We start from the raw sequence: 23950 nt of genomic DNA, 5'->3' as shown, positions 1-23950 counted from the left end.
CCCGCAAGGGGGGAGAGAGCGCGTTGAGCTGAGCAGTGCGAACCTCATTCGGCTCTGAATGGAAACAACTCGGGCCCTCTCCCCCCTTGCGGGGGAGAGTGGGAGAGAGGGGTTGACCACCGTTGCAGCCTGCGTTGCCCTCACCCGGTTGTCTGGCTATTCCACCTTCGAACTTCCCATGCCCTCGATGCAGATGAGAAATTCGAAGTAATTTCAGAGATTTGCCATCAATGCGTGGCGAGGATGGCGGCGAGGCGGTCGAAGCTCATCGGCGCGGCCGTCAGCTCGACGAAATCGGCGAGCACGGCGGTTCTGAGCTCCGGCGTATCGATCGACTTGCCCCAGAAGGCGGTCTCGCCGAGATAGGCCGAGACCATGGCGAGCCGCCCTGCCGGCGTGCCGTCGTCGAGCGCGCCGATCGCCTTGACCTTGTCGAGGATCGCCGCACTGTCGCGCGGGGCCAGCGCCTCGGCGCCGGGGAAGCGGCCGAGATAGAACACCAGCCAGGCCGCCAGCGACAGCGCCTGCAAGGGCGCCGGCTTGCCGTGACGCGCCATGTAGGCGGTCAGGCGGTCGAGATTGCGCGTCTGGTATTTGACGAGGCCGTTCAGCGAAATGTCGTGCCACAGATGGCGGATATAGGGGTTGGCGAAGCGCCTGAGCACCGCGGCGGCGAAGGCTTCCAGCTCGTCCTTCGGCAGCGTCAGGAAGGGGATGACCTCTTCATTCAGCAGCCGATCGAGGAAATTCGCGCCCACCCTGGTGGTCACCGCTTCGCCGACGGTCGGCACGCCCGAGATCAGCGCCAGCGGGCAGAGCGCGGTATGGGCGCCGTTGAGGATCGCCACCTTGCGCGCCTTGTAGGGCGTCGCGTCCGGCACCACGATGGTTTGCGGGTCATGCTCGGCGAGCGGCAGGCGCAAGGGGGGCTGGCCCGGCTGGCGCTCGATGACGAAGAAGTGGAAGAGTTCGCCCGTGGTCATGAAGGCGTCGACATAGCCCAGTTCCTCAGCCAGCGCCTCGGCTTCGGCGCGCGGATAGCCCGGCACGATGCGGTCGACCAGCGTGTTGTAGAAGGCGTTGTGCTCCTTCACCCAGGCGATGAAGGCCGGCTCCAGCCCCCATTCCTCGGCGTGCTGCAACACGATGCGGCGGAGCTCGTCGCCATTGTGGTCGATCAGCTCGCAGGCGAGCATCTGCCAGCCGGCCTCGGGCTTGCCGCCGAAGGCCGTCCAGCGCTCGTGCAACAGGCGCGTCATCTTGCCGGGGAAGGAGGCCTGCGGCGCGTCGTCATATGTCACCGAGGCGACATAGGCGATGCCGGCGTCGGTGGTGTTGGAGACCACGACGGTGATGTCGGGGTTGCGGGCGAGCTTCAGCACCTCGGCCCAATGGTCGTGCGCGCCGATTTCCCGACGTACGCAGGCGACGAGGCGGGCCTCGGACACCTTGGAGCCGTCGTCGGCGACGCCGCGCGACAGCACGGTGTAGACACCGTCCTGTTCGTTCAGCCAGCGCGGATTGCCCGCCGCGATCGGCCGCACCAGCACCACGCCCCAGTCGAGCCCGCCGGCCTCGTTCATGCGGTCGATCTTCCAGTCGACGAAGGCGCGCAGGAAGTTGCCTTCACCGAATTGCAGGATCCGTTCGGTCGGCCGGGATCGGCCGCCGAGCTGGGCGGCGGAGAGGGGAGCGGTCATGATAGTCTCCTGGATGCGGCCGGTTCGGCCGGCGGTATTACAGCTCGATCATCACTTTCAGCGTCTGGGCCCGGTTCTCGGCCCAGTAGGGCAGCGCCTGGTCGGCGTCGGCAAAGGGGAACACCTTGGAGATGAGATCGTCGGGCGCATGGCCGAGACCTTCGAGATAGGTGATCACCGCCTGGAAGTCGTCGATGGTGGCGTTGCGCGAGCCCATGATGTCGAGCTCCTTCATGTTGAACCACTTGGTCTCGTAGCTCACCGGCGCCTTGGAATAGCCGATGTAGACCACGCGGCCCGAGAAGCAGGCGATGTCGATCGACTGGGTGAAGGTGGCCGGCAGGCCGACCGCCTCGATCACCACGTCGGCGCCGTCGCCGCCGGTGATCTCGTTGACGCGGGCGACCACGTCTTCCTTGGCCGCATCGATGGCATGGCGCGCGCCATAGCGCAGCGCCATCTGCGTCTTGTCGCCGATGTCGATGGCGATCACCTCGGCGCCGCGCGTCACCGCGCCCGCCACCGCGCCCATGCCGATCATGCCGCAGCCGATCACCGCCACGCGGTCACCGGCCTTGACGCGGCCACGGGCGGCGGCGTGGAAGCCCACCGACAGCGGCTCGACCAGCGCCAGATGGCGCGGCGGCAGCTTGTCGTTGAGGATCAGCTTGCCATAGGGCAGCACGAAGCGCTCGGCGAGACCGCCGTTCTGCTGCACGCCCAGCGTCTTGTTGGTGCGGCAGGCGTTCACCCGGCCCTGGCGGCAGGACGAGCAGGTGCCGCAGGCGGTATAGGGAATGACGATGACGCGCTTGCCCGGCGCGTAGTCGGCGGGCACGTCGACGCCGGTACAGACGATCTCGGCGCCGATCTCGTGTCCGGGAATGCGCGGCAGGCTGACCAGCGGGTTGAGGCCGCTGAAGGTGGACAGGTCGGAACCGCACAGGCCCACGTGCTTGACCGCGATCAGTACCTCGCCGGCGCCCGGCACCGGGTCGGCCACGTCGCGAAGGGCCGACTGGCCAACGCCTTCAATCATCAATGCCCGCATGATCTCATTCCTCATCTGCCCTGCCCGTCCCGGACAGGTGGCCTTTCGGCCGATCTCTAGGGTGGTGTCCAGTCCGGTCAGGCCGGTGTCGGCGCGCTTTCCGCTAGGAGGCCGCGCCGCTTGAGTTCGGCCCAGAGTTCGGCCGGGATCTTCGCCTTGTACCAGTCCATATTCTGCCGCACGGCCGGCAGCTTGCTCATGCCGACCAGCACCGCCTGCACGGCCTTGTGGCCGAAGGGGAACTGCACGGCGGCCGCCGGCATCTCCACGCCGAACTCGGCGCAGGTGGCCTTGATGGCGCGCGCCCGCTCGACGATCTCGACCGGCGCGGCGCCATAGTCGTAATTGCCGCCCGCTTCCGGCGGCTTGACCAGGATGCCCGAATTGAACACGCCGACATCGACCACACCGACGCCGCGCTTCTCGGCCTCGGGCAGGAAATCGTCGAGGGCGGGCTGTTCGAGCAGCGTATAGCGGCCGGCCAGCATCACGAGATCGAGGTCGATCTCGGCGATGAGGTCGGCGGCCACATCGGCCTCGTTGAGGCCGGCGCCGATGGCCTTGACCACGCCGGCCCGGCGCAACTCGTCGAGCGCCTTGTAGCCGGAGGCGAGCAGGTCGCGATAATGCCGGTCGAAGTCGGCGCCGAGATTGCGGCGGTCGATGTCGTGGATATAGACGATGTCGATCACCGACACCCCGAGCCGCACATGCGACTGTTCGAGCGAGCGCATCACCCCGTCATAGGTGAAGTCGAGCACGGGTTTGAGCGGCGATGGCCGCACCCAGCCGCCGCGCGCGATCGCCTCGCCGGGCTTCGGGGCCACGAAATAGCGACCGATCTTGGTGGAGAGCAGATAGTCGGCGCGCGGCTTGTCGCGCAGGAAGCGGCCGAGCCTCAACTCGCTGAGCCCGAAGCCATAGAGCGGCGAGGTGTCGTAATAGCGGAATCCTGCGGCCCAGGCCTCTTCGAGGATCGCTTGCGCCACATCGTCGGGCACGTCCCAGGTGAGCGTGCCGAGGCCGCTGGCGCCGAAGCCGAAGCGTTCGGACAAGGGTTTGACCGACAGGGAAGAGCCGGCGGCGATATCGGTGGTCATCGAGCGTTCCGATCACAGGTCGTAGAGCGTGCGCGCCGAGCCGGCGAGGATGGCGGCTCGGTCGGTTTCCGGCAGGCCGGCAATGCAGGTCTTGAGGGCGCCGAGCACCCTGGCATAGCCGCCGGCCACCCGGCAGACCGGCCAGTCCGAGCCGTAGAGGCAGCGGTCGGCGCCGAAGATGGCCAGCACTTCATCCACATAGGGCTGGAGATCGGCCGCGGTCCAATGCTCCCAGTCGGCCTCGGTGACCATGCCGGAGAGCTTGCACCACACATGGCCGCGCTCGGCGGCGAAGGGGCGCATGCGCTCGGCCCAGGGCGCGAAGGCCTTGGCCTTGATGTCGGGCTTGGCGATATGGTCGATGACGAACTTGAGCCTGGGGAAGTCTTGCACCGTCTTCAGCGCCGCCGGCAATTCGCGCGGGCGCAGCAGAAGATCGTAGACGAGGCCGGCGGCCTCGACGGCGGCAAGACCGCGCCGCACGTCGTCGCGCAGCAGCCAGTTCTCGTCCTCCTCATTGTGGACCTGATGGCGGATGCCCTTGAGGAAGCGGCCGCCGCGACCGGCCCGGAGGGTGGCGATGCGCTGGGCCACGTCCGGCGCCGTCAGGTCGACCCAGCCGACCACGCCGGCGATATAGTCGGTGGTCTCGGCCAGTTCGAGGAAGCGGACGGTCTCCGCCTCGCTCGACCAGGTCTGCACCAGCACGCTGGCCGACACGCCGCCGGCCTGCAGTTCGGGGCGCAGATCGTCGGGCGTGAACACCCGGCGCAGCGGGGCGTAAGGCCCCGACAGCCAGCCATAATCCCCGTCGTCGGGGTTCCAGAAGTGGTGATGGGCGTCGATGATGGTCATGGAACCCTGCTTGCTCGGCGAGATCACGCGTTCAGAAAAACAATTTGGAACACCTGAGACGGGAATTTTGCAGTGCTTGGGCGGCTGGCGTACCGGATCGCGGGAAATCAGCCTTGAACGGTCCCAGGATGCTGATGGATCATCGCCGCGTCTGCATCCTGCACGGATTGCCGGAATCCTCCGCTCCAGCGCGCGCCACTGCCCTCCCGCTTGGCGTTTCCTTCTGTTTTCGTTGGCATGTCTATAATCTTTTCCAATCCGCAAGTCAAACCAAAGGCGGTCCGCAAAACTGCGCGCAGGGCTTGAAAAAGGATTGAATATTGCGAGAAATACCAAGGCTGTGTTCCGATCTGCGGTCGGGAGGGTCGCGTAGTACGTGAGACAAGGCCGGATTCGTCGGCTTCGTGGACGAATTCGGCTTGGCGTTGGTATTTTTATCTTTTATGTTGTGACGGTAGTCTGGCTGGCTCTGGGGGTGGGCCGACCGGTTGTCGCGCTGATTTTTCTGCGTCCAGCCAATGACTTGCCCCCGATGCTCAAGGCCCTCGTGCGGCTCTGTTCGTCCGCCGCCCGAGGCCGATCGCCGGACAATGACCAGACGGGAGTCTTGATGCGCAGCGACGCCATTTTCAAACGGGCCTATAACCAGATGCTGGCGCTGATTGCGGACGTCGGCGTGGGCGCTGCACTTCCCGGTGAGATTGCCATAACCCGCGAACTGGACGTGAGCCGCACCACGGCGCGCAAGATCGTCGATCAGCTGTCCACAGCCGGCATCGTCGGCCGGCAGATGGCCGAGGGGCGGCTGATCCTGCGCCTGCCCGCCGCCGTCGATCACTTTCCCGATTCGGAGACCGAGGCCGGCCGCGAGATCGTCGAGCGCGGTTTCATGGAGCTGATCCAGATCGAGGCCATCGTGCCGGGCCAGCTGATCAGCACCGCCGACATCGCCCGCCGCCTGGCGGTCTCGCCCACCGTGGTGCGCGAATATCTCGAAGGCTTCCGGCAGTATGGCCTGATCGAGCGCCAGGCCAACGGCGGCTGGGTGTTCCTGGGCTTCGACCAGGATTTTGCCCGCGAACTCTCCGACTTTCGCGAGATGATCGAGGTGCGCGCCGCCGAGGCCTTCGCCGGTCTCGCGCTCGACGACCCCGCCTGGAGCGAGCTTGGCGCCCTCGAACAGCGTCATCGCGACATGCAGGCCGATTTCGCCGCCACCGGCCATCTGTTCCCGCATCTCGACCAGGAGTTCCACAGCCTGATCAACGCGGCCCTCAAGAACCGCTTCGTCGACAATTTCAACGATATCAAGACCTTCATCTTCCACTATCACTACCAGTGGAGCCGCGCCGACGAGAACGAGCGCAACGCCGTCGCCCTGCGCGAGCACCTCGATTATATCGCGGCGCTGTGGACCCGCGACCCCCTGCTGATCCGCGCCGCGGTCACCAAGCACCTGCGCTCGGCCCGCATCAGCCTGCTCGCCGCGATGCAGACCCATCGGGGATAGGGGATCGACATCTCCCGTGAAACGCGCTGCAGTGGCGCCGCATTTCGAGGACCCCGGCATGGACAGTCTTTCGCTCCGCCGCCTCTCCGGCGACGACGCGCCCGCCTATCGCGATCTGCGTCTTGAAGCGCTGCGCCTGGAGCCGCAGGCCTTCGGTTCGTCCTGGGAAGAGGAAGCGCCACGCTCCATGGCCGAGTTCGCCACCCGTCTCGTCGATACGCATGTCATCGGCGCGCTGACGGTGGCGGGCCTCGTCGGCATGGTGGGGCTGCAGCGCTCGAACCGCGTGAAGACCGTCCACATCGGCAGCATCTGGGGTATGTATGTGCGTCCGGCAGCGCGCGGACGGGGCATCGGCCGGCGGCTGTTGACGGCGGCGATCGCCGAAGCGGGGCCCGAAGTGCGCTCGCTGCGTCTCGCGGTCGAGGCGGAGAACCTGCCGGCGCGCCGTCTCTATGAAAGCGTCGGCTTCGTCGCCTGGGCACGCGAAGCGGAGGCGCTACGCATCGGCGATACCTTTCACGACGAGATCCTGATGCGGCTGGAGATCCGCTGACCTGGCTTGACCGCCTCACGGCGCGACGTCGCGATAGCCGCGCTTGCGCTTCTGCCGCAGGCGCCGCTCCAGTGCCGCCTGGGCGGCGGCGAGGTCGTCCTGCAGTTCGGTGCGCCGCTGACCGCCGGTACCGATGCGGCCCCAGCGGCTGACCAGCGCCGGACCGAACAGCGTCGTCTCCACGGTCAGGGCATAGAAGCGCGCCATGTTGCGGCTGGGATCGAGGCGGTGCAGGTGGTGTGCGGCTGGCATGGCCGGGAGAGTCGCACCCGCACCGCCGTCCCGTCCAATGAGACTTCTGAATCAATCCCTTGGCATGGATTCACTGTCGTGATGGACCGTGCTCAGTTGCCCGCAAGCCCGAGCGCGTCCTTGACGCCGGGTTCGACGGTGAGCGTTTCGGTGTCCTCAAGGATGCCGAAGGAGTTATGCGCCTTGGCAAGACCGGCGGTGTAGATCGCCCAGCTGAAGCCGGCCGCTTCGGCCGCCTGCCGCGTCGCCTTGAAGATGGCAAGGCGGGCCTCCGGCAGGGCCTGATCCTGGAAGGCGCCGAACTCGCCCAGCAGGATGCGGTCGGGCGTGATGCCGTTGCGGTTCGCCCAGTCGGTGACGCGGGCAAAATCGGCGGCGATGGCCTCGGGGCTGGCGCCGGACGCGCGATAGTCGTCGAGCGCCTTGGCAACGCCGGCTTTCAGATCATCGCGCCGCCCGGCGTCGGCGATCACAGCCGCGAGGGTCTTGTCCGCAGCTTTCAGGAGCCTGGTGGCCGCAGCGTCATCGATCGCGCTGGCCGGATAGGGCAGATGCGTGAGAAAGCGCGCCGGTGTCTCCTCCCAGGGCTGGCCGGCATGGGTGATCGACATCGGCTCGTAATAATGGAAGGTCCAGATGATCTCGGGATCGCCGGAGAAGGGTGCGGGATCGAGCCGCAGGAGGCCGTCGATGCCGGCCGAGCGACCGCCCGGCAGGATCAGCGTCAGCTTGGGCGCCGCCGCGCGCGCGGCCCCTTCAAGAGCGGCAAGCTGGGCCGGCCAGCGGTCGGTCAGCGAGATATGCGAGAACCAGTCCTGATCGGGTTCGTTGATTGGCTCCAGCGCCGTGCGGTCGGCAGGCAGCTGGGCGAGCCGGCCCGCCACCTTGCCCACCAGCACCACATAGGCGTCGAACAGCCTCTGCTCGCGATCGCCGGTGCCAAGCACGTCGTGCAGGCCGTCGGGCCGATCGTCCATTTCCGGCAGCAGATGCAGGTCGACGATCACGGTGAAACCCGCCGCCTGCAGGCGCTGTGTGGCGGCGATCACCCGCTCGATCAGCGCGTCGGCGCCGCTCTCGCCCACCCAGAACATGGGGGACGGATCCACGTTGACGCGCACGAAATCGAAGCCCTGCGCCCGCAGCGCCGTCAGCTGCGCGTCGCTCACCTTGGCCGACCAGTCGGGGAAGTTGGTCCGGTCATAGCCGGCGTCGAGGAAGGCGCTGCGGTTGGTCCAGGTCTGCCAGGCCTCGAAGTTGACGCCGCGCTTCAGCGTCACGCGGGCGGCGGCCGGGCTCAGCGCGAGGCCGAGAGCCAGGCCGACGAGGGCGAAAAGCGTTGCGAGGCGACCGGCCATGCGTCTCTCCTTGGGTTGGCCCGACATGAGCACGCCCTGACCGCGCGGGCAAGCGCCCTGCCCCATCGCCTTTGGGGCCGGCATTGGCGCCAAGCGGCGGATGACAGCCCATAAATGGCGTGATAACAATTGCTTATGCTCCAACTAACAGACCCGAAAGGCGCGCCTTGCGCGCGGAGAGCCCCCTGATGCCGGAACCGGAATTCGACGCTGCGACCGCCGCCCGCAAGATCCTTCGTTCGACGCTTGTGGGCTCGCTCGGCACGCTGGACGAGGAGGGCGCGCCCTTCGTCAGCCTGATCACCATCGCCACCGACCAGGAGGCCTCGGTGCTCTGCCTCATCTCGCGCCTTGCGGTGCATACCCGCAATCTCGACCGCGACGGCCGCGCCTCGCTGCTGCTGGTGGCGCCGGGCGGCGAAAGCGGCGATCCGCTCGCCGGCGGCCGCATCACCCTGACCGGACGCTTCGAACGGCTGGACGAGGCGAGCCGCGCCGCCGCCATGGGCGCCTTCCTGAGCCGTCATCCGGAAGCGGAAGGCTACGCGACCTTCACCGATTTCGGCCTGTTCCGCATGCGGCCCGGACAGGCCCATCTGGTGGCCGGCTTTGGCCGCATCACCCGCGTGCCGGGCGATCGGCTCGCGGTGTCAGCGGCGGTTGCAAACGATTTCTCGGAGGCTCAGGAGGCCCTTTTGGCCGAGATCAACGCCGCCAGCGCCGCCGTCCTGCGCGCGGCGGTGATCCGCCAGCTCGGCCTGCCGGATGGTCCGTGGAGCGCCGTCTCGGTCGACGCCGATGGCGTGGATCTGCGCCAGAACGGCCTTGTCCGCCTGCCCTTCGCCGGTCGACTCCCCGGGGCGAGCGAGGTTTTGCCGGCACTGCGCAAACTCGGATCGGGGATCGACTGACCGGAGTTTCGCGTAAAAATAGCGGTGATTTTACAATCCAAGATTGTTGTGAGAACGTTTTCAGCTGACGGTTAGGTCCGCAGAAGAAATGCGGATCGTACTTTCCACAGGCGTTTGAAACGATTGAATTTCTTGGTCCGGCAAGAAATGAACACGTGACCGATTCAGTTCTTGTCCCCAGGTCAGCGCGCATGGGGTAAAATCACCCCTCAAAATGCGTACGACCAAAGGCGAAATGAAGTGAAATTCAACCGTTTAACGCATTTGTTTTCGGGTGTTATACTTACTTATGACTTGTATCAAGGAGCCTTTCCCTTCTTGGCTTCAATCCTCCCTCATAAGACGCGACAACGGCGCCGAATGCCCCAAGGAGAAGATTGATGCCGAACTCCCCCGTAAAGGTTGCAAAGACCCCGGTCTGGGCTCGTGAAGCCCACACCAAGAACGCGAGGCTCATCCACTGGGTGGAAGAAGTTGCCAAGCTGACCAAGCCTGACAGCATCCATTGGTGCGACGGTTCGCAGGAAGAATATGACACGCTGTGCAACCTCCTGGTCGACGGCGGTACCTTCACCCGCCTGAACGCCGAGAAGCGTCCCAACAGCTTCCTTGCCCGCTCCAACCCGTCGGACGTCGCCCGCGTCGAAGACCGCACCTTCATCTGCTCCAAGACCCGCGAAGATGCCGGCCCGACCAACAACTGGGCCAACCCGGACGAGATGCGCGCCACGCTGCATGGTCTGTTCGATGGCTGCATGAAGGGCCGTACCATGTACGTGATCCCCTTCTCCATGGGCCCGCTCGGTTCCGACATCGCCCAGATCGGCGTCGAACTCTCCGACAGCGCCTATGTGGCCGTCCACATGCGCATCATGACCCGCATGGGCCAGAAGGTTCTGGACGTGCTCGGCGATCATGACTTCGTGCCCGCCATCCACTCGGTCGGTGCGCCGCTCGCCGCCGGTCAGGCCGACGTCGCCTGGCCCTGCAATGACAACAAGTATATCGTCCACTTCCCCGACACCCGCGAAATCTGGTCCTTTGGCTCGGGTTACGGCGGCAACGCGCTGCTCGGCAAGAAGTGCTTCGCGCTCCGCATCGCTTCGGTCATGGCCCGCGACGAAGGCTGGCTGGCCGAGCACATGCTCATCCTCGGCGTCAAGAACCCCGCCGGCGAGAAGCAGTATGTCGCCGCCGCCTTCCCGTCGGCTTGCGGCAAGACCAACTTCGCCATGCTGATCCCGCCGGAAAGCTACAAGGGCTGGGAAATCACCACGATCGGTGACGACATCGCCTGGATCAAGCCCGACGCCAACGGCAAGCTGCGCGCCATCAACCCGGAAAACGGTCTGTTCGGCGTTGCCCCCGGCACCAACGAAAAGTCCAACCCGAACGCCCTGAAGACGCTCAAGGCCAACTGCATCTTCACCAACGTCGCGCTGACCGACGATGGCGATGTGTGGTGGGAAGGCATGACCGACGAAGTGCCGTCGCACCTCATCGACTGGACCGGCCAGGACTGGACCCCGGGCTGCGGCCGCGCTGCTGCTCATCCGAACAGCCGCTTCACCGCTCCGGCCAGCCAGGTTCCCTCGATCGATCCGGACTGGGAGAACCCCGCCGGCGTGCCGATCGCTGCCTTCATCGTCGGTGGCCGCGTCTCCAAGTCCTTCCCGCTGGTGTTCCAGGCCTATAACTGGACCCATGGCGTCTACCTTGCCGCCACCATGGGCTCGGAAGCCACCGCTGCCGCCGTCGGTCAGGCCGCCATGCGCCGCGACCCGTTCGCCATGCTGCCCTTCTGCGGCTACAACATGGCCGACTACTGGTCGCACTGGCTGAAGATCGGCCGCAACCTGAGCCATGCTCCGGGCATCTTCCGCGTCAACTGGTTCCGCAAGGACGCCAACGGCAAGTTCATCTGGCCGGGCTTCGGCGAGAACATGCGCGCCCTGGAGTGGATCATCGGTCGCGTCAGCGGTCACGCCGACGCCGTCGAGAGCCCCTATGGCTTCATGCCCCGCTACGAGGACCTGAACTGGACCGGCCTCGAGTTCCCCAAGGAGAAGTACGACGCCATGGCCAAGGTGGACCGCGCTGCCGGCCTCTCCGAGACCGTCGAGCAGGCGACCCACTTCGCTCAGTTCGGCTCGCGCCTGCCGCGCGAACTCGAGCTGCACCGGCAGATGCTGGTCCTGCGCCTCGAGCGTTCGCCGGAAGTGTGGGAAGTCAAGTAATCCCAGCGGCTTGGTAAAGTGAACCGGACGGCCCCGCAGCAATGCGGGGCCGTTCCGCTTTGGGGGGTATGGGGAGAACGCAGGCCGCAACGAAGGCTGGTGACTGGATCGGCCTAAGGCCGTTCCTGTCACCATAGGCAAGGGAAGCGACAGATATCGATTGGCTTTCCGGCGGAGAGAAGGTGACAGGTACCCCAAGGGGAACCAGTCACCGGCCCGCGTCGAGACCGCCTTTGCGCGGCACCAGGATTTCGACGGCCGCCACTCGAAATCACGGAGAATCCCGCACATCATCCGGCGCCGTCAGTGAGTGAATTGATCAAGCAGTCACCGGAACTCGCGGCGGATCTGGCTTTGCCGCCGGACATGCACAGTGTAGGATTGCGGGCGAGCGGGTTGCACCCAGTTCCGCACCGCGCTCTTCGCCGGCGATCCGTTAGCGGTGCTTGGCACGGCCTTGGAGGGGCAGCATGTCCAAGCTCTTTGCCCTGAAGTGCATCTGCATCGCGGCAATGATCGTCGGCTTCGCGTTTTTGCTGCCGGCGAGACTATTTCTCGATTGGTATCTTCTTTCCGACCATTATATTCGCCCGCCGGACGCGAATATCAGGATACTCGTCTGGAAAGGGTATTATGTATATGTGACCTATTGCATGTCATTTGTTCGCTTTAATATGCCTGTCGTCGGCTTTTTTATATGCTTTCTGGGTTGGTTTTTCTACAAGAAGCTCAAGGGGCGGACTTGATGGGGCCACAATCCCTTCACGTGACCATTCTTGCGGGACCGCGAGAACTGCGGCGACGGCTCTTCGAAATCACGGAAAATCCCGCACATCATCCGGCGCAGGCAGTGGGTAGATTGGCCCGGCGATCCCCCGAGTCTCGCGGCGGCGCTCCCCTCGGGAAGGACAAGATCATGGCCAGCAGGATCAACGCCGATTGGCACCGGGACAATCCCATGCCGAAGAATCCCAAGCCGGATCAGCGCATCGCCTGGCATCTTGCTCATGCCAAATTCTGTCAGTGCCGCCCCATTCCCGACGGGGTCAAACGGCTGATGGCCGAGCGGGGAATGGTCTTGCAATCAGACGCAACCGAAAAGCCGGCCTGAGAGCGAAAAGTCGGGACGCGGTTGTGATCTGCATGTCGCGTGTTTGTCGCCCACGGGGCCGATGACGACGGCGGGAATGTCGCAAGTCCGTCGCAGTCGCACGGGCAGGCCGACCGCAGGTGTCCCGATGCAACCGGATCATGGGAAGTTGAGGGATATCGGCAAAAGCGGTTGTGGAGGCTGGACGACGGCAACGGGAAGAGATTGCCCTGGTTTTCCCTCGCGACAAGGTGACAGGTACACCTTTGGCGAACCAGTCACCGGCCCTCGTGGCGGATGCCTTTGCCGGGAGCTGCCTCCTACCTGATGCTGAAGAATACCTCGCTGCCGTCGTCGCCCTCGTCGGGCGGCATGGCGTCGAGGGTGCAGCCTTTCAAGCGGATGCCACGGCTCTCGTAGCAATAGCCGCCCTCGGTGCAGATATAGGAGGTGTGGCTGTCGCTCTCGTAGACGAGTTGGGAGGGCGTGCCGAAATCGTCGCCGGGGGAGACGGTGGTGCTGTCATCCTCGAGCGCGGGCACCTTGGCCGTGACGGTGGCCGTGCAGGCGGCGCCGGCGGTCTCGATCAGCGCCAGAGCAAGGCCGGCGGCGAGGATCGCCACGGCAAACCCATTTCGTCCGTTCATCTGCTTCCTCCCGGCGGCGGCACACCAACCGCATATGGGTTGCGTAGCGCTGCGCCCTTCACCTTGTCAATCGGGGCGAAGGAAGGACACCAGTGGAAAGTCGCATCTGCCCCTTTTGGCGCAGAGGGAGCCTCATTGCCGGTTTGCACGCTTGATTTACTGTCGTCCAAGAACTACATTGCATCATGCTTGAGCTGAAGCAGACAGCGACCTTCCGCAAGTGGTGGGCCGGCCTCAGGGATGAGAGGGCGCGCGGTGTCATTGCAGCGCGCCTGGATCGGCTGGCCTATGGTCTGGCCGGCGACGTCGAGCCGGTGGGGGATGGCGTCAGCGAGCTGCGCGTCCACTATGGCCCCGGCTATCGCGTCTATTTTCAAAGGCGCGGCAACACATTGGTTGTTCTGCTCTGCGGCGGCGACAAGGGCAGCCAGGGCCGGGACATCAAGGCCGCCAAGCGGTTGGCTGGAGAGTGGAGCGCGTGAGATGGCCGAGCAATTAACCCCCTTCGATCCCGCCGAAAGCCTGAGCAGCGACGAAGCCATCGCCGCCTTCATGGCCGACGCCTTTGCCTCCGAGGATGCCGGCTATATCGCCCACGCGCTTGGTGTCGTCGCCCGCGCCAAGGGCATGACCCAGATCGCCCGCGACACCGGCCTGTCGCGCGAACAGCTCTACCGCTCCTTCAGCGAGGCGGGAAATCCCACGCTCAAGACGACGCTGGCGGTGATGAAGGCGCTGGGGATTGAACTGACGGCGCGGGTGAGTGGCGTAAATAGATGATTTAGCTTCATTTTTCTGTTGAGAGAAGGTGCGGGCACCTCAAGAGGAACCCGTCACCTGCTCTCGTCGCGAAAGCCATCTCCCGCCCTCCGCCTCAGAACAGCTTCAGCCCGTTGAGCAGCACCACCGCGATGGCGAGCGGGGCCACGTAGCGGACCAGGAAGAAGGCGGTGCGGATGGTGAGGCGGTTCATCGGTGTGCCGGTCTCGGCCATCTGCCTTTCCGGTCCGGCGAGGCCGTAGACCCAGCCGACGAACAGGCAGATCAGGATGCCGCCCAGCGGCAGCAGGATGTTCGAGCTCAGGAAGTCGAACAGATCGAAGGCGGTGAGGCCGAACAGCTTCACCTCGGCCATGGTGCCCTGTGACAGCGCCGCCGGCACGCCGAGCAGCCCGATCAGGCCGATGGTGGCGATCGCCGCGCCCTTGCGCGGCAGGTGGAAGCGCTCCGACAGCACGGCGACGGGCACTTCGAGAAGCGAGAGTATGGCGCCCACCGAGGCGATGGCCGTCAGCACGAAGAAGGCCGTCATGAAGATCACGCCGCCGGGCATGGAGGTGAACACGGCGGGAATGGTCATGAACACCAGTGACGGGCCGGCCGCCGGCTCGAAGCCGAAGGCGAAGACGGCGGGGAAGATGGCGATGCCGGCGAGCAGCGACACCGACAGATCGGCCAGCATCACCCGCGCCGCCGTGGCGGGAATGTTCTGCTCGGGCCGGAAATAGCTGCCATAGGTGAGCATGGTGCCCATGCCGAGCGACAGCTTGAAGAAGGCAAGGCCGAGCGCGGTGAGGATCACCGCCGGCGTCACCTTGGCAAAATCGGGCATGAACAGGAAGGACAGGCCCTGTCCGGCGCCCGACAGGGTGAGGCTGCGGATGCAGAGCAGGATCAGCAGGGCGAACAGCACCGGCATCAGCCGCCGCGTCACCGCCTCGATGCCCTTGGAAACGCCGAAGGCGATGATGAAGCCGGTGAGCCCCAGCACCACCCACTGCCAGAACAGCGAGGCCCACGGGTTGGACACCAGCTCGCCGAAGGCGACGCCGGCCACCTTGGGATCGGTGGTGGCTATGGAGCCGGAGATCGCCTTGAAGATATAGGCATAAACCCAGCCGGCCACTTCCGAATAGAAGGCCATGATCAGGAGCGCGGCGGCAAAGCCCATCCAGCCGATCACCTTCCACCCGCCCTGCCCCTTGGGCGCGAGGCGTTCGAAGCTCGTCACCGCATCGGCGCGGGCGCTGCGGCCGAGCATGCACTCGGCGATCATCACCGGCAGGCCGACCAGCAGCGTTGCGAGCAGATAGACCACCAGGAAGCCGGCGCCGCCGTTCGATCCGGTCAGCGAGGGAAATTTCCAGATATTGCCAAGGCCCACCGCCGAGCCGAGCGTTGCCACCAGCGCACCGAAGGTGCTGGTGAAGCCGTCACGATTGCTTTGAGCCATGCCCCGTTTCCCCCTGCCCGCGACCAGTGGGGAAATCCTGTCCCCGACAAGCCGGTTTTGTTTTTCTGATCGTTTGGTAGCAGGCGGGGACAGGCCGGGCAATGCGGGGGGATTGCTGAGGGGTGAGACAATCCGTGCCGCCCGGGCCGGCGTCGCCGCCGCCGACAGCCTGCATCGGCCATCGGGACTCCGGTCTGGCGGCCCGCCTCCATTCGCTTCTCCCGCCCTTAAGCATTCCCCCGCTCTGGCGCGGGCCGGCTTTCGGCGGGAAGATGCGGCTAGGCGCATAAGCGGATAAAAGCATGAGTGATCCCGTCGACCTTCTCTCGGCTCTGGCCGACCCCACCCGTCTTGCGGCGGTTCGCCTGCTGTGGGACGGCAAGGAACATTGTGTCTGCGAGCTGATGCGCAAGCTTGGCGCGTCCCAGTCGCGCATGTCCCGCCACATGGCGGCGCTGCGGGTGGCCGGGCTGGTGCTTGACCGGCGCGACGCCCAATGGGTGCGCTATCGCCGCAATCCGGCGCTGGCGCCCGCCGTTGCCGCGCTGGTCGAGGCCGCGCTGGCGTTGCCGCCGGCCGATGACGCGAGGGAGGTGGCGGCATGAGCGACTGTTGCCCCCTGCCGAAAGGGCCGCCTTCCCAGTCGCCCGGGACCGGCCGCTGGCTGGCCGCGACGGCGGCGGGGCTTGTCGTCTGGGGCGCGCTCTATTGGCAGCTTCAGCCGGCGGCAAGCTGGATCGTTGCGCGCTTGCCGCTCGTGCCGGGCAGTCGGACCGCGGATGCCGTCGCCTTCTTTCTCTATGATACCCCCAAGGTGCTGATGCTGCTGGGCCTGGTGGTCTTCGCCATGGGGGTGATCCGCTCGTGGTTCTCCGCCGACCGCACGCGCAGACTGCTGGCCGGTCGGCGCACCGGGGTCGGCAATGTGGCGGCGGCCCTGCTCGGCATCGTCACGCCCTTCTGCTCCTGTTCGGCGGTGCCGCTGTTCATCGGTTTCGTCTCGGCGGGTGTGCCGCTGGGCGTGACCTTCTCCTTCCTGATCGCTGCGCCCATGATCAACGAGGTGGCGCTCGGCCTGCTGTTCGGCCTCGTCGGCTGGAAGGTGGCGCTGGCCTATCTGGGATTCGGGCTTGGTGTCGCCATCACCGCCGGCATCGTCATCGGCCGCTGCCATCTCGACGGCTGGCTGCAGCCCTGGGTGCGCGAGATCCGGATGACCGCAAGCGATGTGCCCGGCCAGCGGATGACGCTCGTCGATCGCCTCGAGGCCGGCGTCGATGCCGTGCGCGACATCGTCGGCAAGGTCTGGCTGTGGGTGATCGCCGGCATTGCCGTCGGCGCGCTGATCCATGGCTATGCGCCCGCCGACCTGCTGGCCACCGTGATGGGTCGATCCGCCTGGTGGTCGGTGCCGGCGGCGGTGCTGGTGGGCATCCCGCTCTATTCCAATGCCGCGGGGATCATTCCGGTGGTCGAGGCGCTGCTCTCCAAGGGCGCCGCCATTGGCACGGTGCTGGCCTTCATGATGGCCGTCACTGCGCTGTCGCTGCCGGAAATCGTCATCCTGCGCAAGGTGCTGACGGGTCGTCTGATCGCCGTCTTCATCGGCGTGGTGGCGCTCGGCATTCTCGCCGTCGGCTATCTCTTCAACTTCGCCTTCGCCTCCTGACCGGGCGACAGGCCGCCGGCGGCCACATGAGAAGGACTGGACAACATGAAAGACATCAAGGTTCTCGGTTCCGGCTGCCGCACCTGCGTGGCTACCGCCGACCTCATCAAGACCGAAGCCGACAGGCTCGGCATTGCCGTCAGCATCGAGAAGATCACCGACTATGCCGCCATCGCCGGCTACGGCATCAGCTCCACCCCCGGCGTGGTGGTGGATGGCAAGGTCGTCCATGCCGGCGGCCTGCCGAAAGCCGCCGCCGTCGATACCTGGCTGGCGACCTGATCCGGAGAGATCCGGCGGGGCGGCGAGTGATCTTGCCCGGCGCTTCGAGGGCGGGCGATCCATCTCGCCTCATATTGCAAAGAAACATTTGCAAAGAAGTCTTTGCAAAGATACAGTCGGGGCATGACCACCGTGCCCCCCTCCACGCCGCCCGCCCTCGAGCATCCGCCGATCGCGTTGGAACACCCTGATCGAGAAGCGGCCGCTCATGTTGAATCCGGAGCGATCTCCGGTCGACCTGATGCGTCCGCCAGGTCGGAAGGCGCTCCGGCGCGCGCCATCCGGCAGGTGTCGCCCGACGTCACCTCGCTGAAGGCGCTGGCCCATCCCGTCCGCTTGCGCCTTCTGGGGCTGTTGCGCATCGATGGGCCGGCGACGGCGACGCAGCTGGCCGAGCGGCTCGGTCTCAACAGCGGAGCCACCAGCTATCACCTGCGCCAGCTGGCCCAGCACGGCTATATCGAGGAGGCGGCGTCGGCCAACCGGCGCGATCGGCTCTGGCAGGCCCGCCACGAGCTCACCACCTTCGAGGAAACGGGCGAGGCCGGGGCGGAAGCCACTGCCGCCTTCGTGCAGGCGGCGCTGGTGCTGCAGACCGACATGATGCGCCAGGCCGCAGCGGAATTGGCCGATCTGCCGGCCGTCTGGCGGGCCGCCTGCACGGCCAGCGACATGGTCATCCCCCTGACGCCGGCGGCGGCCACCGCACTGGTGCAGAAGCTGGAAGCGCTGCTGACCGAGGCCATGCAGGCAGCGCCGCCGCTCGGTCAGCCTCTGCCCGCCGACACCGTGCCCTTCACCTTGATGCTGCACGCCTTTCCCTTTCCCGGCCGCCTGCCGCACCGGGATGCGGAGGCGTGAGCGCGCCAGGGGCCCTGATCGCGCTTCTGAGTGCGCAGACGCTGTCCATCGCCGGCACCAGCCTGTCGGCCATCGCCCTGCCCTGGCTGGTGCTGTCCACCACCGGCAGTCCGCTCGGCGCCGGGCTGATGGTGATGACGGAAATGTTGCCCTATGTGGTGGCCAAGGCGCTGTCCGGGCCGCTGATCGACCGGTTCAGGCCGGCGCGCGTCAGCCTGCTTTGCGATCTGCTGTCGGCGGTCGCCCTCAGCCTGATCCCCCTGATGCTGGTACTCGGCAACGGCGCGCCGCTGCTGCTGATGCCGGTGGTCTTCGTCACGGGCCTGCTGCGCGGCCCCTCCGACGCGGCCAAGCAGTCGCTGGTGCCACAGGTGGCGCGGCGGGCCGGTCTGCCGCTCGAACGGGTCACCGGCCTTGCCGCCACGGTCGAACGGCTCGCCGCCACCCTGGGCACGGCCGGCGCCGGCCTGCTGATTGCCGCGCTCGGGCCAGTGGCCGCGCTGGGCGCCAACGCCGCTTGCTTCCTGGCCGGCGCGCTGATCGTCGGCCTCGGCTTGCGGATACCGCCGGCCGCACCGCCCCCGCGCCGCGCCCAGGGCTATCTCGACGATCTGCGGGACGGCGCGCGCTTTCTGGCCGGGGACGCGGTGCTCGCGAGCATTGCGCTGATGGTGGCGCTGACCAACCTGCTCGATCAGGCCTTTCAAGCCGTGCTGCTGCCGGTCTGGGTGCGCGAGGCCGGCCATGGCGCCGACCTCCTCGGCTGGCTGCTGGCGGCCTTCACCGGCGGCTCCATCGCCGGCGCCGCCGTGGCGACTGCCTTTGCCGAGCGCCTGCCCCGATTGCCGGTCTATACGCTGGCCTTCCTGGTGGCCGGCCTGCCACGCTTTGCGGTCTTCACCCTCGCACCGCCGTCCGTGGCCGTGATCGTGCTGATCGTCTGCGGCATGGCGGGCGGCTTTCTCAATCCCATCCTCGGCGCCGTGATGTTCGAGCGCATGCCCCCGGCGATGACCGGCCGCCTCACCGCCCTGTTCTCGGCCCTGTGCTGGTCGCTGATCCCCTTCGGCGGCCTGCTGGGCGGCACGCTCGTCTCCACCCTCGGCACCACACCCTCCTTCCTCGCCACCGGCGTCGCCTATGCGCTCGTCACCCTGATGCCGCTGATCCGCCCCAGCTTCCGCGCGTTCGCCAGACCTGCGGACGCGCCGCCGCCGGGTTCCGACGTCTCGTGAGCTGAAGCCGGGTGTGCGGAACGCAGCAGGCTGCGCCTGGCCGACGGGTCACCTCTGCGACCAAAGAATGATGCGGCCGCAAACGCCGGATGTCCGGGCCGGTTCGGGCCTGGCGCCGAAGCGCGGCGCCCGCATTTCCAACATCACCAACAACGCGTTCCAATAACGCCGATCCTTTTCTTTAACATTGTTGCACATTGCAACAAGCCAAGACGCTTTCTCCTGAATACTGTTGGAATTTGCGAAATTGAAGCGGAGATGATTGTGCTTGTCTCCAAAAAATCCCGGATGCATCCACCAACATGCAGCGTTCCTGTTCGGACTTTGAAAATAACATCACCAATAAATAAAACAACATACTCATTTAAATCTATGCATAGTCGAGCAAAAAACATCATGCAAAATCTCAATAAATAAATTTTCGACAAGTGACGGATATTTACGGATTGAAAGATTGACGATATCTTATGATATGGCGGAACGCGGCGCGGGCACTCCACGACAATTGAATAGATGAGGACACATTCAAGTTGTCTGGAGATTTGTCCTGTCCGTCGTAGAGGAGGGGCTTGGTCTTTATTCGTCGCTCACGCGAGGGTACTGGGCAAAGTTGCTTTTGCATTCAGCTCTGGGAGGAAACACATGAATCTCGTTACAGCGCTCGCCATCGTCATCGGCGCGCTTGGTGCCGTGGCCACCTACCTGTTTCTCGGACCGGCTGGCGGCCTTGGTTTGCAGATTTGGGCCGCGTTCATCGGTTGGGGATGCTTTTTCCACTGCGGCGGCGGTGAAGCCGGCCTGAAGGCGTCGGTTCCGGCCATCGTCTGGGGCGCCCTGTGCGCAACCGTCGCGCTGGTGCTCGTCACGCTTGTTCCCATTGGCGACCTGCCGCTGACCGCCGCCATCTGGGTTGGCGTGACGGTCGTGATCCTGATCCTCGGCGCCCATCTGCCGGTGCTCGCAGCCATCCCCGCCGCAGTCTACGGCTATGCCTCCACCGCCGGCTTCGCCCTGGTCGGCAGTCACCTCGACACGCTCACCAGCGGCAGCCTCGGCACCAACCCGTTCCTGACGGTCGTGACCTCCATGCTCGTCGGCACCCTGTTCGGCTACGCCTCCGGCAAGCTCGCCGGCATGCTGGCCAAGTAAGGTTGGCCCCAACCGCCCAAGTCGTGAGGAAGATGGCCCGGTTCAAGCCGGGCCATTTTTTTGGGCGGATCATGGTCCGCGCAAGGTGTCCTCGTGCGAGCGGCAGGACTTCGCGCCGCACGTCGTCTCCGAAGACGCCGAATGCCGGTGACTGGATAAAGCCGGCCTCGGCCGGCGCTTCCTGTCACCTCTTGCGCGGGAGGCGGCGGATATTCGCGCGGGATGACCGTTGGAGAAAAGGTGACAGGTACCCCAAGGGGAACCAGTCACCGGCGCGAAAATAGCAAAGTAAAGCCGCAAATATACTCAAGCTGCACAAGCTTGCTGAATACGCGCTTCGTTCTCAAGCTGGTGCGATACTACGAGTTCACTCACGCCGAACTCATTTGCTATTGTAAGGTGATCGCGGCCATCCGCATACATTGACCGTACTTCAGCGACTGGAGCAAGGAACTCTGCGGCGAATGCCCGACCGCACCGCTGGCGGAAGGCGAATCCAAGATCGTTGATGGGCGCGACGCATGGATCTGGAAAACAAGCAACGTCTCCAACACCACGCGCGAGGCTGAAAAGTTGCTCGGCTTCACTCGGCCTATTGCTTCCGCTACGCAAGTGAAGCAGTACGCCGCGATTGTCTTCGTCTCTGAAAACGCGAAGCCCATCCACGGGTCGCTTGGCCCTGAAGTTTGCATTTCCCAGCTTCTCAGCCAGATGCTTGACGGTTGTGATGCGGTCAGTGCTCATCAGGCCGAGTGCTTGGCGGCAGGCACGGGCGCGCCTGTAGCCTTTCGCCCATCCCGGCTCGCCAACTCTTGCAGGTGCATTTTGCGAAATTTGGTTCGCAAGATCCCGCAAGTCGGCAAATCGAGCGGTATAACCTGGCACTTTCCTAGCGTCGCCAATCCACTCGAAAAGCAGATGTCGATCTTTGCCTCGTGCTCCCGCCAGGAACTCCGTCAGGGCTTCATCCTGAAAGATCCCTGCCGAGCACTCGATCTCGGCCGCAATCGCATCGCTGATGTTGTAGGGGTCTTCTCCGAGGGCACCGGCGGCCTCACAGAATGCCCTCTCGTCCGGATCTGCCATGGAAGCGCGAACACGCTCCCAGCGCAGCGCTGCAGTTGTGGCTTCAACCTCACGAGCCTTCATTCGATCGAGTACGTCGCCGATGAACTGTCCAAGAGTTGCTTCCGCTGCTTCGCGGCTCATTGTCTCAGTTTGACCTGACCAGAAGCGAACCTCAGGATTGCGATAACTGGACTGCTCTGCATAGACATCGAAGGCTGCGCCGTCGAAGCGCATCCGTATATCCGGAATTGCGTAACCGCTACGGTATCGCCTCAGACTGACTTCTTCTTCGCGATTGCCGAAGAGGCGCCACCAGTCGAGCACGAGGCCTTCTGCGATTGAGTATACCGGTAAGTTGATTGCGGTGCCGAGGTGCTCGCCACTCAAGTAACGAGTGACGTTGCTGTCGCCAAGCCAAATTCGGAACTCCGCAGCGGTAGCTTGCTCTTCTGGAGCTCGGTTTTCGGCATTCTCAAGCCATCTAACCGAAAATCTCAACTCGCTCCTCCTCGTCGATCGGCCATCCTTTGTAAGTGCCGAGCACGCTGTTGATGCAGAAGCCAAACCACACCTGGCCAGCGTCGTCACGATACCACACTCGCTTGGGAAAGTCCTTGTCGCCCTCGAAGTAGCGGAACTGTCCTTGCTCAAGTGCTTTCTTTACCCAATCGGTTGCCTGGGCGCGCTCCACCTCTCCGACCAATGGGCAAATCGTTGTCAACTGCTTGTTCGGGCGTTGAGCTACACCGTCATCGCCAGCGAACGCAGCCGGCAACCCACCCCACCAACGAACAATCTTGTGCTCCGGCGAGCCCTCATATTGAGCGCGCGCGATTTGATCGGGCGTCAAAGGTGGCCTGGGGGGAAGTTGAGCAGGACGCTTCACCATCGCGACAGCCTAGGCTTTTTGATCAGGCGTTGAGTAGTTGACGGCTATTTACCAAATTGCACCTATGGTTGCAATCTTTCCAGTCGGTGCAGTGTGCGGTCGCCCTCACCCCCGCACCCCGAACCACACCTTCGTCTCGCCATAGGCCCGCTCGTCCACCACCGCGAAGCCCTCGGGCCACACCAGCTCCGCCTTGGCGGTTTCTTCCACCACCACCAGCGCGCCGGGTTTGAGCCAGCCGCCGGAGGCGAGTGAAATCAAGGCCTTGTCGGCGAGGCCCTTGCCGTAGGGGGGGTCGAGGAAGGCGAGCGTGTAGGGTTCGGCGGGGCCGAGGGCGCCCATGCTGGTGGCGTCGCGGCGGAAGATGCGCGTGGAGCCCATCAGCCCCAGGGTCTCCTGGTTGCGGCGGATGATGCCGCGCGCTTCGGCGGACTCTTCCACGAACAGGCAGGCCTTGGCGCCGCGGCTCATGGCCTCGAAGCCGAGCGCGCCGGTGCCGGCGAAGATGTCCATGACGCGGGCGTCGTCGAGCACGCCATCATGGGCGTGCTCGAGGATATTGAACAGGCTCTCGCGCAGACGGTCGGAGGTGGGGCGGATCGCCAGCGAATTGCCCTCGGGACCGGCCAGCGCCGTGCCTTTGTATTTACCGGCGACGATCCGCATTGCGTCCCCCGGACTTCGGACCAGACGACTTGGGACCAGACGACTTCGGGCCGCCCGACTTGGGACCGCCTGACTTCGGGCCGCCGGCGTTGGGGCCGCCGGACCTTGAACCGCCCGACCGCGGGCCATCGGAGCGATGGCCGTCGGTGCGGGTCGAGGCCTTCGGCCGATCCGTCTTCGGTCCCTCCGAACGCGGCCGCTCGGATCGGTCCGCCTTGGGGCCGCGCGCCGGAGCGGCCTCGGTCTTGAAGCCGGCCGACCGCGATCCGCCGGTCTTCGGTCCACCATGGCCGGCGCGCGGGGCGGCGTCGGGGTCGCCCTTGCGGTCGCGGGTCGGCGCGACGGTCTTCACCGGCGCGCGCGCTTCGCGCGGCTTGCGATCCACCTCGAAGGCCTTGCCGGTCTTGTAGCCGGTGCGGGCGCCCTCGGCGCCTTCGCCCTCGGGACGACGGCTGAGGCGACCGGTCTTCGGCGCGGCTTCCACGTCGCCGCGGGTCGTCAGGCGATCGCGGCGGGCGTTGGGGGCCTCACGCGGGGCGCGAGGCTCCTGTGCCTCGCCGCGCTTTTGCGACGGCGCCCTGCGCGGATTTTCCGCGGCGCGCGGCGGCACGGGTGCGCGGGCGCGCAGCGG

25 protein-coding genes and 1 pseudogene are annotated in these 23950 nt (G+C 65.4%); 14 read left to right on the top strand and 12 right to left on the bottom strand.

Annotation, left to right across the window (positions count from 1 at the left end; genetic code table 11):
* Nucleotides 1-227: 227 nt before the first annotated feature.
* From L2I41_RS16745 to L2I41_RS16730, 4 genes are all read right to left on the bottom strand, one after another.
* A complete protein-coding gene (locus L2I41_RS16745) occupies nt 228-1700 on the bottom strand; it encodes a tagaturonate reductase (RefSeq protein ID WP_237154727.1) in 1473 nt (490 codons plus the stop codon).
* 37 nt (nt 1701-1737) lie between these two features.
* Complete coding sequence (locus L2I41_RS16740) at nt 1738-2751, bottom strand: zinc-binding alcohol dehydrogenase family protein (RefSeq protein WP_237154726.1); 1014 nt, start codon at nt 2749-2751, stop codon at nt 1738-1740.
* Nucleotides 2752-2828: 77 nt separating this feature from the next.
* The gene (locus tag L2I41_RS16735) at nt 2829-3851 is read right to left on the bottom strand and encodes an aldo/keto reductase (protein ID WP_237154725.1); all 1023 of its coding nucleotides are present in this window, start codon (nt 3849-3851) and stop codon (nt 2829-2831) included.
* Nucleotides 3852-3863: 12 nt separating this feature from the next.
* Nucleotides 3864-4706: an amidohydrolase family protein gene (locus L2I41_RS16730; protein ID WP_237154724.1), complete on the bottom strand. Its 843-nt coding sequence runs from the start codon at nt 4704-4706 to the stop codon at nt 3864-3866.
* A gap of 610 nt (nt 4707-5316) precedes the next feature.
* Here L2I41_RS16730 and L2I41_RS16725 point away from each other — a divergent pair.
* The gene (locus L2I41_RS16725; RefSeq protein WP_237154723.1) at nt 5317-6216 is read left to right on the top strand and encodes a GntR family transcriptional regulator; all 900 of its coding nucleotides are present in this window, start codon (nt 5317-5319) and stop codon (nt 6214-6216) included.
* 16 nt (nt 6217-6232) lie between these two features.
* Nucleotides 6233-6772 (top strand): GNAT family N-acetyltransferase, encoded by a 540-nt coding sequence (locus L2I41_RS16720; RefSeq protein ID WP_237154722.1) that lies wholly within the window; start codon nt 6233-6235, stop codon nt 6770-6772.
* A gap of 15 nt (nt 6773-6787) precedes the next feature.
* Here the strand turns inward: L2I41_RS16720 and L2I41_RS16715 are convergent, their stop codons facing one another.
* Both L2I41_RS16715 and L2I41_RS16710 read right to left on the bottom strand, forming a co-directional pair.
* Nucleotides 6788-7024, bottom strand: a complete 237-nt coding sequence (locus L2I41_RS16715) for a WGR domain-containing protein (RefSeq protein ID WP_237154721.1) — start codon at nt 7022-7024, stop codon at nt 6788-6790.
* A 92-nt stretch (nt 7025-7116) separates the two neighbouring features.
* Nucleotides 7117-8382: a cellulase family glycosylhydrolase gene (locus L2I41_RS16710; RefSeq protein WP_237154720.1), complete on the bottom strand. Its 1266-nt coding sequence runs from the start codon at nt 8380-8382 to the stop codon at nt 7117-7119.
* A gap of 188 nt (nt 8383-8570) precedes the next feature.
* On the opposite strand from L2I41_RS16710, the gene L2I41_RS16705 reads away from it, so the two are divergent.
* The 4 genes from L2I41_RS16705 (at nt 8571) to L2I41_RS16690 (ending at nt 12641) form a co-directional block, all read left to right on the top strand.
* Entirely contained in the window at nt 8571-9293 is a 723-nt protein-coding gene (locus tag L2I41_RS16705; protein WP_237154719.1) for a HugZ family pyridoxamine 5'-phosphate oxidase, read from the top strand.
* A 380-nt stretch (nt 9294-9673) separates the two neighbouring features.
* Nucleotides 9674-11530, top strand: a complete 1857-nt coding sequence (locus L2I41_RS16700) for a phosphoenolpyruvate carboxykinase (GTP) (RefSeq protein WP_237154718.1) — start codon at nt 9674-9676, stop codon at nt 11528-11530.
* Nucleotides 11531-12000: 470 nt separating this feature from the next.
* Entirely contained in the window at nt 12001-12276 is a 276-nt protein-coding gene (locus tag L2I41_RS16695; protein ID WP_237154717.1) for a hypothetical protein, read from the top strand.
* Between the two features lie 212 nt (nt 12277-12488).
* The gene (locus L2I41_RS16690; protein ID WP_237154716.1) at nt 12489-12641 is read left to right on the top strand and encodes a hypothetical protein; all 153 of its coding nucleotides are present in this window, start codon (nt 12489-12491) and stop codon (nt 12639-12641) included.
* A 299-nt stretch (nt 12642-12940) separates the two neighbouring features.
* On the opposite strand, the gene L2I41_RS16685 is transcribed toward L2I41_RS16690, so the two are convergent.
* Nucleotides 12941-13267, bottom strand: a complete 327-nt coding sequence (locus L2I41_RS16685) for a hypothetical protein (RefSeq protein ID WP_237154715.1) — start codon at nt 13265-13267, stop codon at nt 12941-12943.
* Between the two features lie 185 nt (nt 13268-13452).
* Here L2I41_RS16685 and L2I41_RS16680 point away from each other — a divergent pair, with 185 nt between their 5' ends.
* Nucleotides 13453-13749: a type II toxin-antitoxin system RelE/ParE family toxin gene (locus L2I41_RS16680; RefSeq protein ID WP_237154714.1), complete on the top strand. Its 297-nt coding sequence runs from the start codon at nt 13453-13455 to the stop codon at nt 13747-13749.
* A 1-nt stretch (nt 13750) separates the two neighbouring features.
* On the top strand, nt 13751-14047 hold the full coding sequence (locus L2I41_RS16675; RefSeq protein ID WP_237154713.1) for an addiction module antidote protein: 297 nt from the start codon (nt 13751-13753) through the stop codon (nt 14045-14047).
* Nucleotides 14048-14141: 94 nt separating this feature from the next.
* On the opposite strand, the gene L2I41_RS16670 is transcribed toward L2I41_RS16675, so the two are convergent.
* Entirely contained in the window at nt 14142-15500 is a 1359-nt protein-coding gene (locus tag L2I41_RS16670) for a sodium-dependent transporter (protein ID WP_237154712.1), read from the bottom strand.
* 302 nt (nt 15501-15802) lie between these two features.
* Between L2I41_RS16670 and L2I41_RS16665 the strand changes: the two genes are divergently transcribed.
* The 6 genes from L2I41_RS16665 (at nt 15803) to L2I41_RS16640 (ending at nt 20696) form a co-directional block, all read left to right on the top strand.
* A complete protein-coding gene (locus L2I41_RS16665; RefSeq protein WP_237154711.1) occupies nt 15803-16105 on the top strand; it encodes an ArsR/SmtB family transcription factor in 303 nt (100 codons plus the stop codon).
* Complete coding sequence (locus L2I41_RS16660; protein ID WP_237154710.1) at nt 16102-17169, top strand: permease; 1068 nt, start codon at nt 16102-16104, stop codon at nt 17167-17169. Before L2I41_RS16665 ends, L2I41_RS16660 begins: the two co-directional genes overlap by 4 nt.
* 45 nt (nt 17170-17214) lie before the next feature.
* Nucleotides 17215-17451, top strand: a complete 237-nt coding sequence (locus tag L2I41_RS16655) for a thioredoxin family protein (RefSeq protein WP_237154709.1) — start codon at nt 17215-17217, stop codon at nt 17449-17451.
* 123 nt (nt 17452-17574) lie between these two features.
* Nucleotides 17575-18312 (top strand): winged helix-turn-helix domain-containing protein, encoded by a 738-nt coding sequence (locus tag L2I41_RS16650; RefSeq protein WP_237154708.1) that lies wholly within the window; start codon nt 17575-17577, stop codon nt 18310-18312.
* Nucleotides 18309-19547 carry an MFS transporter gene (locus L2I41_RS16645; RefSeq protein WP_237154707.1) on the top strand — a complete coding sequence of 413 codons (1239 nt, stop codon included), beginning with the start codon at nt 18309-18311 and terminating at the stop codon, nt 19545-19547. Before L2I41_RS16650 ends, L2I41_RS16645 begins: the two co-directional genes overlap by 4 nt.
* 642 nt (nt 19548-20189) lie before the next feature.
* Nucleotides 20190-20696 carry a DUF1097 domain-containing protein gene (locus L2I41_RS16640; protein ID WP_237154706.1) on the top strand — a complete coding sequence of 169 codons (507 nt, stop codon included), beginning with the start codon at nt 20190-20192 and terminating at the stop codon, nt 20694-20696.
* A 306-nt stretch (nt 20697-21002) separates the two neighbouring features.
* On the opposite strand, the gene L2I41_RS16635 is transcribed toward L2I41_RS16640, so the two are convergent.
* The 4 genes and pseudogenes from L2I41_RS16635 to L2I41_RS16620 form a co-directional block, all read right to left on the bottom strand.
* On the bottom strand, nt 21003-22262 hold the full coding sequence (locus L2I41_RS16635; RefSeq protein ID WP_237154705.1) for a M78 family metallopeptidase domain-containing protein: 1260 nt from the start codon (nt 22260-22262) through the stop codon (nt 21003-21005).
* On the bottom strand, nt 22246-22653 hold the full coding sequence (locus L2I41_RS16630; protein ID WP_237154704.1) for a hypothetical protein: 408 nt from the start codon (nt 22651-22653) through the stop codon (nt 22246-22248). Before L2I41_RS16630 ends, L2I41_RS16635 begins: the two co-directional genes overlap by 17 nt.
* Before the next feature lie 105 nt (nt 22654-22758).
* The gene (rsmD, locus tag L2I41_RS16625; protein WP_237154703.1) at nt 22759-23319 is read right to left on the bottom strand and encodes a 16S rRNA (guanine(966)-N(2))-methyltransferase RsmD; all 561 of its coding nucleotides are present in this window, start codon (nt 23317-23319) and stop codon (nt 22759-22761) included.
* Nucleotides 23300-23950: pseudogene (locus L2I41_RS16620) on the bottom strand (hypothetical protein); the annotation flags it as partial. The gene rsmD and the pseudogene L2I41_RS16620, both read right to left, overlap by 20 nt.

It is taken from the genome of Oryzibacter oryziterrae (assembly GCF_021864535.1).
GTDB lineage: Bacteria > Pseudomonadota > Alphaproteobacteria > Rhizobiales > Pleomorphomonadaceae > Pleomorphomonas > Pleomorphomonas oryziterrae.
Note: the sequence above shows the minus strand (reverse complement) of the source record. Positions and strands in the feature narration are given on the sequence as shown.

What these genes read in the sequence shown, in the direction of transcription:
- L2I41_RS16745 (WP_237154727.1), bottom strand. Translation starts at nt 1,700, where the DNA reads ATGACCGCTCCCCTCTCCGCCGCCCAGCTCGGCGGCCGATCCCGGCCG.
- L2I41_RS16740 (WP_237154726.1), bottom strand. Translation starts at nt 2,751, where the DNA reads ATGCGGGCATTGATGATTGAAGGCGTTGGCCAGTCGGCCCTTCGCGAC.
- L2I41_RS16735 (WP_237154725.1), bottom strand. Translation starts at nt 3,851, where the DNA reads ATGACCACCGATATCGCCGCCGGCTCTTCCCTGTCGGTCAAACCCTTG.
- L2I41_RS16730 (WP_237154724.1), bottom strand. Translation starts at nt 4,706, where the DNA reads ATGACCATCATCGACGCCCATCACCACTTCTGGAACCCCGACGACGGG.
- L2I41_RS16725 (WP_237154723.1), top strand. Translation starts at nt 5,317, where the DNA reads ATGCGCAGCGACGCCATTTTCAAACGGGCCTATAACCAGATGCTGGCG.
- L2I41_RS16715 (WP_237154721.1), bottom strand. Translation starts at nt 7,024, where the DNA reads ATGCCAGCCGCACACCACCTGCACCGCCTCGATCCCAGCCGCAACATG.
- L2I41_RS16710 (WP_237154720.1), bottom strand. Translation starts at nt 8,382, where the DNA reads ATGGCCGGTCGCCTCGCAACGCTTTTCGCCCTCGTCGGCCTGGCTCTC.
- L2I41_RS16705 (WP_237154719.1), top strand. Translation starts at nt 8,571, where the DNA reads ATGCCGGAACCGGAATTCGACGCTGCGACCGCCGCCCGCAAGATCCTT.
- L2I41_RS16700 (WP_237154718.1), top strand. Translation starts at nt 9,674, where the DNA reads ATGCCGAACTCCCCCGTAAAGGTTGCAAAGACCCCGGTCTGGGCTCGT.
- L2I41_RS16695 (WP_237154717.1), top strand. Translation starts at nt 12,001, where the DNA reads ATGTCCAAGCTCTTTGCCCTGAAGTGCATCTGCATCGCGGCAATGATC.
- L2I41_RS16690 (WP_237154716.1), top strand. Translation starts at nt 12,489, where the DNA reads ATGCCGAAGAATCCCAAGCCGGATCAGCGCATCGCCTGGCATCTTGCT.
- L2I41_RS16685 (WP_237154715.1), bottom strand. Translation starts at nt 13,267, where the DNA reads ATGAACGGACGAAATGGGTTTGCCGTGGCGATCCTCGCCGCCGGCCTT.
- L2I41_RS16680 (WP_237154714.1), top strand. Translation starts at nt 13,453, where the DNA reads ATGCTTGAGCTGAAGCAGACAGCGACCTTCCGCAAGTGGTGGGCCGGC.
- L2I41_RS16675 (WP_237154713.1), top strand. Translation starts at nt 13,751, where the DNA reads ATGGCCGAGCAATTAACCCCCTTCGATCCCGCCGAAAGCCTGAGCAGC.
- L2I41_RS16670 (WP_237154712.1), bottom strand. Translation starts at nt 15,500, where the DNA reads ATGGCTCAAAGCAATCGTGACGGCTTCACCAGCACCTTCGGTGCGCTG.
- L2I41_RS16665 (WP_237154711.1), top strand. Translation starts at nt 15,803, where the DNA reads ATGAGTGATCCCGTCGACCTTCTCTCGGCTCTGGCCGACCCCACCCGT.
- L2I41_RS16660 (WP_237154710.1), top strand. Translation starts at nt 16,102, where the DNA reads ATGAGCGACTGTTGCCCCCTGCCGAAAGGGCCGCCTTCCCAGTCGCCC.
- L2I41_RS16655 (WP_237154709.1), top strand. Translation starts at nt 17,215, where the DNA reads ATGAAAGACATCAAGGTTCTCGGTTCCGGCTGCCGCACCTGCGTGGCT.
- L2I41_RS16650 (WP_237154708.1), top strand. Translation starts at nt 17,575, where the DNA reads ATGACCACCGTGCCCCCCTCCACGCCGCCCGCCCTCGAGCATCCGCCG.
- L2I41_RS16640 (WP_237154706.1), top strand. Translation starts at nt 20,190, where the DNA reads ATGAATCTCGTTACAGCGCTCGCCATCGTCATCGGCGCGCTTGGTGCC.
- L2I41_RS16630 (WP_237154704.1), bottom strand. Translation starts at nt 22,653, where the DNA reads ATGGTGAAGCGTCCTGCTCAACTTCCCCCCAGGCCACCTTTGACGCCC.
- rsmD (WP_237154703.1), bottom strand. Translation starts at nt 23,319, where the DNA reads ATGCGGATCGTCGCCGGTAAATACAAAGGCACGGCGCTGGCCGGTCCC.